This is a genomic window from Winslowiella sp. 2C04 (genome assembly GCF_050037805.1).
In the GTDB taxonomy this organism is placed as follows: Bacteria; Pseudomonadota; Gammaproteobacteria; order Enterobacterales; family Enterobacteriaceae; genus Erwinia; species Erwinia toletana_A.
Map to the genome: position 1 here is coordinate 2708128 of NZ_CP188300.1, position 13556 is coordinate 2721683.

A 13556-nucleotide genomic window follows, 5' to 3' on the forward strand; every position below is an offset into this window, starting at 1 on the left:
TGGCGCTGATGTACAACTTTAAAAGGGATCGTTAATCAACATACTGTGTTGACACGAAATAAATCTATACAACAATCTTATTTTTGTACAACTTCATCCGCATTTATTTATCTGGTCGGAGCTGTTTTTTATGTTCAACTTTAACTAAGCAGTTGAATAACATAAACAATCTATTTAATCAGGATGTACAACTTTCTTTAACTTATCCTCTACAATACCTCGTTACCCGCGCTCATCATTTAGTCATCCACGCCATAACATGGATGACTACGCGCCGTCAGGTTGGCAATGAGACCAGCGATTCACGGCTGATTTCGCCGACCGATTTCGCACCGGTTAGCGTCATCGCCACGCGCATCTCTTTTTCAATCAGTTCCAGCAGATTGACTACCCCCGCTTCGCCCGCCGCCGCCAGCGCATAGATGAATGCGCGTCCCAACAACACGCTGTCAGCACCCAGTGCAATCATGCGCACCACGTCGAGGCCGGTACGAATGCCGGAATCAGCAAGAATAGTCATATCCCCTTTTACCGCATCGGCAATCGCCGGCAGCGCACGGGCACTGGAAAGCACGCCATCGAGCTGGCGACCACCGTGGTTAGAAACGATAATGCCGTCGGCACCAAATCGCACCGCATCTTTAGCATCTTCGGCATCCAGAATGCCTTTAATGATCATCGGCCCTTGCCAGAACTCACGAATCCACTCCAGATCCTGCCATGAGATCGACGGATCGAAGTTGGCTCCCAGCCAGCCGATATAATCTTCCAGCGTGGTCGGTTTGCCGCGGTAGGCCGAAACGTTACCGAGATCGTGCGGTTTACCGTTTAAGCCGACATCCCACGCCCATTGCGGGTGCGTCATCGCCTGCAGCACGCGGCGCGCCGCCGCGTTTGGCCCGCTCATGCCAGAGTGAGCATCGCGGTAACGCGCACCAGGCACCGGCATATCAACCGTGAACACCAGCGTTTTAACGCCGGCGGCTTGCGCACGCTCCAGTGCGTTGCGCATAAAACCCCGGTCTTTCAGCACATACAGCTGAAACCACATCGGGCGATCGATAGCCGGTGCCACTTCTTCAATCGGACAAACCGAGACGGTCGAGAGAGTAAACGGAATCCCTTTCTTCTCTGCAGCGCGCGCCGCCTGCACTTCACCACGGCGTGCGTACATACCGGTCAGGCCGACCGGTGCCAGCACCACCGGCATCGCCAGTTTTTCACCGAATAGCGTGGTTTCCAGGCTCAGTGCCGACATATTTTTCAGCACGCGCTGGCGCAAGGCGATATCGGCTAAATCCGCAGTATTACGCCGCAACGTATGCTCACCGTAAGCCCCACCATCAATATAGTGAAACAGAAACGGCGGGAGCCTGCGCTGCGCTGCCGCCCGATAATCCGTTGAAGCGGAAATGATCATTTTTCGTCTTCCTTATGTTGTTTCAGTGCGTGACCCGGCAAACGCATCAATCGCTGCTGACGCGCTTCGTCTTCATGTAAGGTTTTCATCGTGTCGTGGACAAAGCCCAAATGGCTCATCGCCGCCTGGCGTGCCGCTTCGGCATCGCCATCGAGGATCGCCTGCAACAGCGCCTGATGCTGGTCGGTCAGTTGGGAAAAAATCTGCGGCTGGCTATACATCCGCTGGCGGCTTTGCAGTACTGTCGACTGCATCAGCTCAAAGAAACCGCGCATGGTCTGCAACAGCACAAGATTGTGCGAAGCCACCGCAATCGCCAGATGAAAGCGCACATCCGCCTGCGCGGCCAGTGCCGGATCATCACTGTCTTTAAGTTTCAGCGTGGCATCAAAGGCATATTTCAGCTGCTGTTTATCGGCTTCGGTGGCGCGGAGCGCGGCATACCACGCGGTACTCGCCTCAATCGCATGGCGTGCTTCAAGGATGTCGTAGCGGTAGTCCGGATCGTCTTCAATCAGCTGACGTAACGGCTCAACAATATTCAGATCGGTCCAGGGCACAATGGGTTCACGCAGTCGGGTACCGTCTCCGCGTCGGCTGATCAGCATGCCAACGCTGATTAGCTGCTGAATCGCTTCGCGCAGTGACGAGCGTGATACGCCCAGTTCGGCCGCCAACTGGCGTTCGGCAGGCAGCCGCATTCCGGCGAGGAGTTTTCTTTCATCGATCAATGCTTTCAGCCTGACCACCAGAGAGTCTGCCGGACGCGAAGGAGAGTGTTTACTGCTCATCATTTTCCTGACGGTTCAACTGGCAACAGACCAATACCAATATTGGTCCTACCAAATAAGCGTGATGAAACAGTAATGTTAATCTGGTGTGATTGGCATGCAACCCTGCAGCCAGCATTTTCGTCTATCTGTGAGCGACAACGACTTTTAACAGGAATTGGTAGGACCAAAAAGAGTCACTGCCCCGCAGAATGCGCGGCAGTGAGGCAGGCTACATTCTGACGCGGCGTGCCACCAACGCCACCACCAGCAGTAACAGAGCAACCAGCATAAATGCCACTGGCAGGCTGCTGTAATGGGCAACAAAGCCGATACTGGCAGGTCCGGCAAGCACCCCCATGTAACCCAATGTTGAAATTGCCGGCACAGCCACTACCTGCGGCATACTGGTTTGTCTGCCAATCGCTGAAAACATTATCGGCACAATATTGGCGCAACCGATACCGATCAGCGCGTATCCGCCCAGGGAAAATAACCAGTGTGGCACAAAGATAGTCAGGGCCAGGCCACCCGCAGCCACCACTGCACCGACCACCACCACTGGATAGGAGCCAAAGCGCGCCACAATGCGGTCGCCGGTTAAGCGGCCCAAAGTCATGGTGGCGGCGAAACAGGCAAAGCCCAGCCCGCCAGCCGAATCGGGCAGCTGGCGGTATTCAGTCAGGAACACGGCACTCCAGTCAAGTACTGCCCCTTCAGCAAGGAACACCGCAAAACAGATGGCTCCCAACAGCAATACCGCGCCGCGCGGCAGGGCAAAAGCGGGCCCTTCGGCAGGGTTGGCATAGTTAAGTAAACCACTGATACTGATCAGCAGCATTACCAACACCAGCAGCGCAATAATTAAGGTAGCGCTCAGCGGCGACAGGCCGAGCAGCATCATCCCGCTCATCGCCCCGGCACCGGCGATACCACCCACACTGTAAAAGCCGTGGAATCCGGACATAATCGGCTTTGGCGACGCTTTTTCAACGATTATCGCCTGCACATTCATGGCGCAGTCGGTAATCCCAATGCCGACACCAAAAGCCAGCAAGGCCAGTGCCAGCCAGCCGCTGTCAGGAATCACCGCCAGCAGCGGCATAATCAGACTGAAGATTAGCACCGAAACAATCAGCACCGCCCGGCAGCCAAAGCGCGTGGTCAGCGCTCCGGTTAAGGGCATGGCGATCAGCGCGCCGCCGCCGAGGCACAGCAGCAACAGCCCGAGAGTGCCGTCGTTTACGCCGGTATTGAGTTTGGCAAACGGCACCAGCGCCGCCCAGGCGGCAGTGGCGAAACCGGCGATGAAAAACATCAGGCGGGTAGCCGCTTGTTCACGCTTTGCCGGCGTAAAGTCGGCACTCTGCTGTGGCAGAGAGTTGGAGTAATCTGGCATTTTGCTATGTTCTCGTGCAGCGTGATTAAACGGTTAATATTGGCCGTTGAGTCGGTCCAGTACTTGCTGATGCAGCTTAGGACAGCCGCTGGCCACCACTGCCCCGCCCTTCTCGGCTCGCTGACCCTCCAGCGTCGTCACCACGCCTCCGGCTTGTTCAATCAGCGGGATCATCGCCACAATGTCATACGGCTGGAGGGAAAACTCCACGCAGATATCAATGCGCCCGGCGGCCAGCATCGCCATCGCATAACATTCGCCGCCGTAACGCGTCATCAGCGTCTGCTCCGCCAGTTGCGCAAACTGGATCTCCTCGTGCATTCCGGCCGGTTTCGGCGCGGTGGTATGCAGAATGGCCTGATCGAGCGACAGGTTTTTACGTGTCTGCAACAGCTGGTGCCCGTGAATACTGCTGGCCCACGACTGTTTTCCATCAGACCAGAACCGCTCGCCGGTATACGGCTGACTCATCATTCCCATTACCGCGTGCTCATTCTCCAGTAGCCCAATCAGCGTGCCCCAAACCGGCAAGCCGCAGAGATAAGGTCGGGTGCCATCAATCGGGTCCAGCACCCAGGTTAACGGGCCACCGCCACTGGTGCCAAACTCTTCACCCATAATCGCATGTTCGGGAAAATGCTGGCCGATTAGCGCCCGCATTACAGTTTCTGCTGCGCGATCGGCGGCCGTTACCGGATCAAAGCGGAATCCCGCTTTCGGTTTGCTTTCGACAGAGAGATCATCGGCGCGATAACGCGACAGGGTTTCTTTACTGGCGGCATTGGCCAGTTGATGAAAAAAGGAGATATCAGGAAGCTGTTGGCTCATATCGTCGTACCCTTAATCGGCATGGTAAAGTTGAAGGCGTTAGCGGTAATAGTTTATGCTCAGTTTTGCTCGATTTGTACAATTAAAGGAAATTTAATGCTCGATTATGCAGCTTTCCCACAGCAGCGGCAATCCCTGATTCGCCAGAAACTGCACGATGAAGGTCGGGTGGTCTGCGCGGACCTCGCGGTACAGCTACAAGTGTCTGAGCACACTATCCGCAGAGATTTGCAAGAATTAGCACGCGAAGGGATCTGCAAGAAGGTCTACGGTGGCGCGGTGAGCATCGTGGCGGAGTCGGGCCCCCTTAGCCACCGCGCACAGGATACCAGCGCTGAAAAAATTGCCATTGCCGCAGGCTGCGCGCGGCGGGTAAAAGAAGGTGGATGCATTTTTATCGATGCCGGCTCTACCAACCTGGCGATGGCGAAAGCGCTGGCACCGCAGCTGAAACTGACTGTGGTTACCAATTCACCGCTGATTGCTGTAGAGCTGATGAACCATCCGCATTACGAGGTAATTATGCTCGGAGGACGGCTACAGAAGCAGACAGGCGGCAGTCTGGGCGTCACGCCACAACAGCAGTTAAGCCATATCTGGTTCGATCAGGCTTTTCTCGGCGGCTGCGCGATGGATGCCGAAGCCGGACTGACAGTATTTGACTATGAAGATGCCGAATTTAAAAAGGCAGTCGTGGAACGCAGCAACGATATTATCGTTGCCCTGACTGGCGATAAAGTCCCCGGCATTGCGCGTTATTCAGTAGCGTTATGCGAAGAAATTTCATTGATGGTGGTGGACAAAAACCTGCCGGAAGAGAAGCTGATGGCGTTTAGCGCGAAGAATATTGCCATCGATTGGGTGTAAATCTGCCGACTGAGTGGCGAAAACGCCGCTCAGTCGACAAACCGTCGCCTGCAAAGATTAATCCAGATCCGCACCGTTGCTGGCGATCACTTTCTTATACCAGTAAAACGACTTCTTGCGGGTTCTGTTCAACGATCCCTGACCGCGATCGTCGCGATCGACGTAGATAAAGCCATAGCGCTTGCTCATTTCGCCGGTTGAAGCCGAAACCAGATCGATGCATCCCCAGGAGGTATAACCCATCAGCGGAACGCCATCATCAATTGCCTGCGCCATCGCTTTGATATGTTCACGCAAATAGCTGATGCGGTAGTCATCGTCGATGTCTCCCTGCGCGTTAATTTCATCCTTCGCACCCAGACCATTTTCAACCAAAAACAGCGGCTTCTGATAGCGGTCGTACATCATATTCATGGTAATTCGCAGCCCAAGAGGGTCGATACCCCATCCCCACTCGCTGGCCTGAATATGAGGATTCTTCAGCGACTTGACGATATTTGCTGCGCTACTGTTACCGTCATTCATATCTGCTGATGCGCAGCGCGAAGCGTAATAGCTGAAAGAGACGAAATCGACGGTATGACGCAGTATTTCACTGTCGCCCGGCTCGCTGACAACAGTCACGCCCTTCTCGCGAAACAGCCGTTTGGTATAAGACGGATAGCTGCCGCGTGCCTGCACATCGATAAAAAACAGGTTCTCGCGATCCTTTTCCAGCGCCGCCCAGACATCTTCCGGTTTACACGACCACGGATAAAAATTGCCCCCCGCCAGCATGCAGCCAACCTGATTTTGTGGATTGATCTCATGAGCAATTTTTGTCGCCAGCGCGCTGGCGACCAGCTCGTGATGCGCCGCCTGATATTTTACCTGATCCTGATTTTCGCCTTCCTCAAATACCAGCCCGGCGCCGGAGAACGGGCTATGCAGCAGGATATTAATTTCATTAAAAGTCAGCCAGTATTTCACCAGGCCATCAAACGCTTCAAAACAGGTACGGGCGTAGCGGGCAAAGAATTCCACCATTTTACGGTTGCGCCACGAACCGTACTCCCGGACCAGGTGCATCGGCACATCAAAGTGACACAGCGTGACCAGCGGCTCGATATTGTACTTCTTACACTCACTGAACAGCTGACGATAAAAGGCAATGCCCTCGGCGTTTGGCGTCAGTTCATCGCCATTGGGATAAATACGGCTCCAGGCTATTGAGGTACGGAATACGGTAAAGCCCATTTCTGCCATCAGGGCGATATCGTCCTGGTATCGATGATAAAAGTCGATGGCCTGATGGCTTGGATAGAACTCCTCGTCACGCACGGCAAAACGCTTTTCCTGACCGATTTTCACCGCCAGCCGGTGTTTCCCATGAGGGATCATATCCACCGTGGTGACACCTTTGCCCCCCTCGAGCCAGGCACCTTCCGCCTGGTTTGCGGCAATCGCGCCGCCCCATAAAAAATCGTCGGGAAATGTTGATGCTGACATTCGCGTCCTCTTATCTCAGTTAACTTTTATTGCACGCTGCGGCGCGTCAAAAGGGATTGCATCAGCGCCTGGCTGCTCGCTGTTTTCCACCGGAATATCCTCGAATCCCAGCAGCAAGGTGATGACAAACGACAGCACCACCGCCAGAATCATCACGCCAAAGACCCAGACAATACTCATCGGGTTGGTCGGATCGAAGAACTGCACGCTGGTAAACAGCCCCGGAGAGGCCATCGAGTGGCTGGCCAGCCCGGCAATACCGGCGATGCCGCCGCAGACAAAACCGCTGATCAGGCAGGCTATCAGCGGGCGTTTCAGCCGTACCGCCACGCCGTACAGTGCGGGTTCAGAAATACCGGCTACAATCGCCGAAGCCGCCGCAGCCAGCGCCGTCTGGCGCAGTTCCGGGTTTTTAGTCCGCCAGGCTACCGCCAGCGAAGAACCTCCCAGCGACAGGTTAGCGCCAATTTCTGAAGGCATCACCATGCCCTCTTTACCGGTTTCGGCAATGGTCTGAATAATGGTTGGAGTAAATACGCGATGCATTCCGGTCATCACCAGTAACGGCCAGATAGCGCCCATAATCGCCACCGATAGCCAGCCGAGATAGCTGTGAATGGTGTACACCAGCGCAGAGATACCGCTGCCGATCCAGATACCCAGCGGGCCGATCAGCATAATGGCGATCGGTGCCGCAATCAGCACGATCAGCATCGGTTTCAGGAAATTTTTGGTGACTGCTGGCGTGATGCGATCGACCCAGCGCTCAATATAAGAGAGCAGCCAGGTCATGCACAGCGCCGGGATGACGGTATAGGTGTATTTCACCGCGGTTATCGGGAATCCCATAAACTCCACCTGCTGGCCCTGTGCGGCCTTCGCCATCAGGTCGATAAAGTTCGGGTGAACCAGCACCCCGGCGATGGCAATCGCCAGTGACATATTGGTTTTGAATTTTACTGCCGCTGAGGCTGCCACCATTATCGGCAGGAAGAAGAATGCGCCGTCGCCAATCACATTCAGAATAATCAACGTCGAGGAGCCTTTCTCCAGCAGCCCGCTCATTTCGAGGATCATCGCCAGCAGCTTCACCATTGAACCGCCAATAATCGCCGGGATCAGCGGTGACATGGTACCAATCAGCGCATCGAGAATTCCTGCGCCAATGCGTTTCAGGGTCATTTTCTGTTTTACCGGCGCGGCGACGCGTTCGGTGGTTGTGCCAGACGGCAGCAGTTTCAGCACTTCGGCATACGCCTGTGAAACGTTATTACCCACAATCACCTGGCACTGGTTTTCATTCTGCACCACGCCCATCACACCTGAAATCGCCTTCAGGCGGGCGCCGTCGACCATGCTGGCATCGTGCAGCACAAAACGTAAACGCGTCATACAGTGTGTGACGGCTTCAATATTCCCGGTGCCACCGATGGCTTCAACAATCGATCGTGAAACTGCTTCAAAATTCTTTGACATGAGTAACCACTCTCTTGTAACGCACAATTATTATTAAATTCATATGGTTATAAAATAAAACCGCGTTACCGCATGACAGAGGGAAAATAGGTAACCGGTTCCACACGAGAATGTTCAACAATGCCGACCAGTTCAAGAGGCTTTATAGGTTAATTTTCGTTTTGTGATAGCGATCGATATTGAGTGAGAATTGCAGCAATGAGTGTCGCCAGTAAGCTTAAAAGCCGACGTCATGGGCGGTGAAGCGCTATAAACCGCTGTCCGCACTGCAAGATCAATATCAGAACAGTTATTTAGCCGTGACGAAATGTGTAGAATGGCAATAATTTCAAGGATTGCGGAACCAGCCATGTCGACCATGCAGCAAGTGGCAAAAAAAGCCGGCGTCTCGAAAGCCACGGTCTCACGTGTGCTATCCGGCAAGGGCTATGTCAGTGAAGCCACCAAAGAGCAGGTGTTCAGAGCGATTGAAGAGACGGGATACCGGCCTAATTTGCTGGCGCGTAACCTGGCCAGCAATACCTCACAGTGTATTGGTCTGGTGGTGACCAACACACTGTATAACGGCAGTTACTTCAATGAGTTACTTTCACAAGCCGCAAGGAAACTGGAAGCGAATGGCCGCCAGTTGATTCTGGTCGACGGGAAACACAGTGCCGAAGAGGAGCAGCAGGCGATTCAGTTTCTGCTGGATTTGCGCTGTGATGCCATCATTATCTATCCGCGATTTTTATCCGTCGATGCGCTGGACGTGATAATCGATCAGACAAAGCAACCGATTATGGTGGTGAATCGTAAACTGAGGAAGCATCAAAGCCATTGTATTTGCTGCGATCATAAAGGTTCCAGCTATCAGGCCACGCGCCATCTGATCGCGCGTGGCCACCAGCATATCGCCTTTATAACCGGCTCGCTCGACTCACCCACCGCCACTGAACGTCTGTCAGGCTACAAGCAAGCGCTGCTTGACTGCGGGCTGGCGATTAGCGAACCACGCATTGTGTCAGGAAAATGGAGTCCGTCCAGCGGCGCAGCGGCCGCCGAATCATTGCTTGAACGCGACATCAGCTTTAGCGCGCTGATCGCCAGTAATGATGATATGGCGATAGGCGCGATGAAAACCTTTACCGCAGCCGGCATTCGCGTCCCGGATGATGTTTCAGTAATGGGTTTTGACAACATTCCCACTGCGCCATTCCTGACGCCTTCGCTCTCCAGCGTCAAAGATCCGATCAGCGAGATGATCAACGAAGTGATAAACCAGTTGATTGCCATGCTGGATGGCGGCTGGTTATCCCGCGACAATCTGTTTTTATCTGAACTGCTGATCAGAGACTCGGTCTGCGACGGCCCTTTTAATCCCGCTAAGTGAAAAATCGTCTGCCGCGACAGCCTAATATTTGCAGGTCGTGATAATGGTAGCGTTGGGCAAGAGCGATCAGATGCCGGGTTTCTGCCCGTCGAACAGGCACGATAACATCGTAAGAATAATCAGGAGGTGAGTGCATCATTGCTAACGACACCGCATCTTCGCTAATTGGCATCAGATTGAGATTTTCAATCTGCGCGATGCCGCGATAAGTTTGTGAGAACAGAGGAATCTCAGCGCCAGTACTCTCTTGCAGATGCTGATAAATTCGCAACATATTCCATGCGCTGAGCGTCTCTCCCCGCCTGACGTAATAGCTCACCGACATCCCCTCAGGCAGCGTCACCCTTGCGGACCCATTAAGATATCTGGCGGGCAAAAAGCGGCTGTGTGAAACAAAAATCGCTTTATTATTACCTTCCCGACTGACATACCTGAGAAAAGATCTGTCCTCAATCTCAATTCGTTCAGGCGACATCGTCGCGATAACAAAATTTGGATTAAGCTGACTGCCGGAACGGTTCCCCAGGGTAAAAGAATTACCAGCTAACTTTCCATCCTGAGATGGCGTCAGCAGGCGATATCCCCCCCGCATCACACCACCGGCAACAGATAATATTCCACTGGCAAAAGACAGCCATCCGAGGATGGCTGAGATTCCCGGATGGTTATCGACGGTAACTGAACTGGCAACAGCGCTAATATCCGCCAGTAGCGTCGAACTACCGGTCAACAGCGACAGCTCCGAACTTGCCGCCAGCGCCGCGCTAAGGCTGGCCGCTGCCGCCAGTGATGCTCCCGCAGTAAACAGTGAACTGACAATACCAAGTATGCCAAGCCCTATCCCGGCAGCCGCCTGCCAGCTGAAATGGCCTGAAGGATCGCTACGGTTGATCGGGTCACCGTCGCACCATGCCGAGGGATTCATTCCCCCCGCATCAAAAGGGCTCCAGCTATCCGGGCAACTAAACCGCATTAGTGCCGGATTATAAGCCCGCAATCCATTACCGGGATGTAAGCAATGGCTGACGGGATCACGGCGCTCGCCGTTAAAGCTTGAAAGCACGATACTCATTTCGCCTCCGACTCCTGGATTATGTCGATAAGCAACAAGTAGCGTGGCGCAAGGCATCGGGCAATTAAACAAATACCACAGTTATCATTCTTGACTGCGGATCACGTTTCCAGAATAGCGCCGGAAATTTGGCAAGGACAGCATTAAAGGCGTCACCAACGCCTTTAATGCTGGTTTAATCGATTCAGAAAAAGCCCAGCGGCTCTATGCTGTAGCTTATCAGCAGGTTTTTAGTCTGCTGATAATGATCAAGCATCATTTTGTGGGTTTCACGGCCGATGCCAGATTTTTTGTATCCACCAAATGCGGCATGCGCCGGATAGAGATGATAACAGTTGGTCCAGACGCGTCCGGCTTTAATCGCCCTGCCTACGCGGTAAGCGCGGTTAATATCGCGGGTCCAGACCCCGGCACCAAGACCGTAAATCGAATCGTTAGCAATGGCAATCGCCTCAGCTTCATCCTTGAAGGTAGTAATACCGACCACCGGCCCGAAAATCTCTTCCTGAAACACCCGCATACTGTTATTTCCTTTCAGCAGCGTCGGCTGAATGTAGTAACCGCCAGCTAAGTCGCCTTCCAGTTTCTCAATGCCGCCGCCGACCAGCACTTCCGCGCCCTCTTGCTGCGCAATATCCAGATAAGAGAGAATTTTATCGAACTGCTGCTGCGATGCCTGCGCACCGACCATGGTTTCGCTGTCCATCGGATCGCCACGTTTAATGGTTTTTATCCGTTTCAGTACTGCGTCAATAAAGGGCTGATAGATCGACTCCTGCACCAGCGCGCGCGACGGACAGGTACAGACTTCGCCCTGATTAAGAAAACCCAGCACTACGCCTTCAGCCGCTTTTTCAATAAATGACGGCTCCGCCTGCATAATGTCTTCGAAGAAGATATTCGGTGATTTACCGCCCAGCTCGACGGTGGAAGGAATCAGATTTTTTGCCGCCAGCTCAAGAATATGCCCGCCGGTGGCGGTTGAACCGGTGAACGCCACTTTGGCGATACCTTTATGCGATGCCAGCGCTTCACCGGCTTCACGACCAAAGCCGTGCACCACGTTCAGCACGCCCGGCGGCACTAAATCGTTGACCAGTTCCGCAAACAGAGTAATCGAGAGCGGCGTCTGCTCTGCCGGTTTCAGCACCACGCAGTTACCTGCCGCCAGTGCCGGTGCCAGCTTCCACGCCGCCATCAGCAGCGGGAAATTCCACGGAATTATTTGCGCCACCACGCCCAGCGGTTCATGGAAGTGATAGGCGGCAGTAAACTCATCTATCTCTGCGGCGCTGCCCTCTTGCGCCCGTAGGCAACCGGCAAAATAGCGGAAATGGTCAACCGCCAGCGGTAAATCCGCCGCCAGCGTTTCACGCACCGGTTTGCCGTTATCCCAGGTTTCATTGACCGCCATTCTTTCCAGATTTTGTTCCAGCCGGTCGGCGATTTTCAGTAGCGTCAGCGAACGTACCTGTACCGACGTTTTACCCCAGGCATCTGCCGCTGCATGAGCGGCGGCGACGGCATTATCGACATCCTGCTGCCCGGATCGCGGAAATTCGCCAATCACCGAGCCATTAACTGGCGAGGTATTGGAAAAGTATTCACCCTGTACGGGGGCAACAAATTCGCCATTAATAAAGTTTCCATAACGTTGTTGCAGAGTGATCAGCGAACCTTTGTATCCTGGATATGCGTAACGCATGGTGTTTCTCCTGTCCATTTCACTGGCGCATAATTAACAATCAGATAACCCAAAATTAACATTGGCAGAAGAACGCCAGGATGTCAGATGGTATGCGGTGAAATTGTGAAGTGGCCGGAAATATCTTCAGCATCAGGCTGATAACGGTAGCTGCGCCATCAGGACCTCCAGCATTTTCTCGCGTAGCGGATCGCGCGCGTCGCGCATCCAGGCAACGGAGAGCGGCAGGCCATTAATCGCTCCGGCTCCGTTGCCGGTTAGCGGAATATAGCTGACATTGCGCGCCGGCATACGTGAAGTCCACTGCGGTACAATGACAATCCCCAGCTCTGCCGCCACCAGATTGATAATGGTCTGTTTTTCATCAGCAAGCTGGGCAATTCTGGCGCTTAAACCGGCCTCGGCAAACAGATTGATCGACAGGTCGTGGCTGTGCGGCCGCGATTTACGTTCCGGGACGATTAAGGGCTGATCCTGTAAATCAGAAATCTGTAAACAGTCACGTTTTGCCAGCGGATGACTCTGCGGCACTGCGACCACAATGGCTTCGTTAAATAAGAAACGCATTTCGATATCGCGCTCTTTTTTCTCCGGCGGTCGAATAAAGACCAGATCCAGCCGTCCTGATTTAAGCCGGGGTATTAAGCGCAGGGTTTTGTCTTCAAATATCTGTACTTCCACATCGGGATAGCGTTTGCGAAACGCCTGTAACAGTTGCGGAATTAAACCGGCAGCGGCGCTGTCGATGGCGCCAATCTTTAACGTGGTTGCCTGTTGTCGGCCCATCTGGCGATAGCGGCTGGCCAACGCATCCGCCTGTGCGATTAACAGTCTGGCGTCATCAAACAGTAACAGGCCGGTTGGCGTCAGCGCCACGTTACGTGTCGAACGAATAAACAGCCGGGTTCCCAGATCCTCCTCCAGCAGGCGTATATAGCGCCCCAGCGCCGATGGCAGCATTTCAAGTCGGTGCGCTGCATGTCCGAAATGCAGCTCTTCTGCCACCGCGATAAAACAGCGAAGTTGATGGAGGTCCATGCCAGCTTCCTTAAGGATTATATCAATTTTTTGTATAAACCACGGCTAATGATCGCCGGGAGATTTTCTTCATACTCAGTTCGGTAATGCCTGTCACTACCCTACATAAAATAAAAGAGGA

At 53.7% G+C, this 13556-nt stretch carries 11 protein-coding genes; 2 read left to right on the forward strand and 9 right to left on the reverse strand.

The window, feature by feature from the left end; genetic code table 11:
• Positions 1-277: 277 nt before the first annotated feature.
• The 4 genes from lldD to hisN form a co-directional block, all read right to left on the reverse strand.
• Positions 278-1420, reverse strand: coding sequence for an FMN-dependent L-lactate dehydrogenase LldD (gene lldD / locus ACP3TC_RS12085; protein WP_313857155.1), 1143 nt, complete (start codon positions 1418-1420; stop codon positions 278-280).
• Complete coding sequence (gene lldR, locus ACP3TC_RS12090; RefSeq protein ID WP_426816529.1) at positions 1417-2214, reverse strand: transcriptional regulator LldR; 798 nt, start codon at positions 2212-2214, stop codon at positions 1417-1419. The genes lldD and lldR overlap by 4 nt, the downstream gene beginning before the upstream one ends.
• A 208-nt stretch (positions 2215-2422) precedes the next feature.
• Positions 2423-3589, reverse strand: a complete 1167-nt coding sequence (locus ACP3TC_RS12095; RefSeq protein WP_313857153.1) for an MFS transporter — start codon at positions 3587-3589, stop codon at positions 2423-2425.
• 33 nt (positions 3590-3622) lie between these two features.
• A complete protein-coding gene (gene hisN / locus ACP3TC_RS12100) occupies positions 3623-4417 on the reverse strand; it encodes a histidinol-phosphatase (RefSeq protein WP_313857151.1) in 795 nt (264 codons plus the stop codon).
• A 96-nt stretch (positions 4418-4513) separates the two neighbouring features.
• On the opposite strand from hisN, the gene ACP3TC_RS12105 reads away from it, so the two are divergent.
• Positions 4514-5284: a DeoR/GlpR family DNA-binding transcription regulator gene (locus ACP3TC_RS12105; protein ID WP_426816530.1), complete on the forward strand. Its 771-nt coding sequence runs from the start codon at positions 4514-4516 to the stop codon at positions 5282-5284.
• 57 nt (positions 5285-5341) lie between these two features.
• Here ACP3TC_RS12105 and ACP3TC_RS12110 read toward each other — a convergent pair whose 3' ends face one another.
• Positions 5342-6772: a 6-phospho-beta-glucosidase gene (locus ACP3TC_RS12110; protein WP_426816531.1), complete on the reverse strand. Its 1431-nt coding sequence runs from the start codon at positions 6770-6772 to the stop codon at positions 5342-5344.
• Positions 6773-6787: 15 nt separating this feature from the next.
• Positions 6788-8248: a PTS cellobiose/arbutin/salicin transporter subunit IIBC gene (gene ascF, locus ACP3TC_RS12115; RefSeq protein ID WP_313857147.1), complete on the reverse strand. Its 1461-nt coding sequence runs from the start codon at positions 8246-8248 to the stop codon at positions 6788-6790.
• Between the two features lie 349 nt (positions 8249-8597).
• Here ascF and ACP3TC_RS12120 point away from each other — a divergent pair, with 349 nt between their 5' ends.
• A complete protein-coding gene (locus ACP3TC_RS12120) occupies positions 8598-9620 on the forward strand; it encodes a LacI family DNA-binding transcriptional regulator (protein ID WP_426816532.1) in 1023 nt (340 codons plus the stop codon).
• On the opposite strand, the gene ACP3TC_RS12125 is transcribed toward ACP3TC_RS12120, so the two are convergent.
• From ACP3TC_RS12125 to ACP3TC_RS12135, 3 genes are all read right to left on the reverse strand, one after another.
• Positions 9613-10692, reverse strand: coding sequence for an RHS repeat-associated core domain-containing protein (locus ACP3TC_RS12125; RefSeq protein ID WP_313857145.1), 1080 nt, complete (start codon positions 10690-10692; stop codon positions 9613-9615). The two genes, ACP3TC_RS12120 and ACP3TC_RS12125, sit on opposite strands and share 8 nt — an antisense overlap.
• Positions 10693-10876: 184 nt before the next feature.
• Positions 10877-12397: an acetaldehyde dehydrogenase ExaC gene (gene exaC / locus ACP3TC_RS12130; protein WP_313857144.1), complete on the reverse strand. Its 1521-nt coding sequence runs from the start codon at positions 12395-12397 to the stop codon at positions 10877-10879.
• Between the two features lie 132 nt (positions 12398-12529).
• The gene (locus tag ACP3TC_RS12135; protein WP_426816533.1) at positions 12530-13435 is read right to left on the reverse strand and encodes a LysR family transcriptional regulator; all 906 of its coding nucleotides are present in this window, start codon (positions 13433-13435) and stop codon (positions 12530-12532) included.
• Positions 13436-13556: the final 121 nt, after the last annotated feature.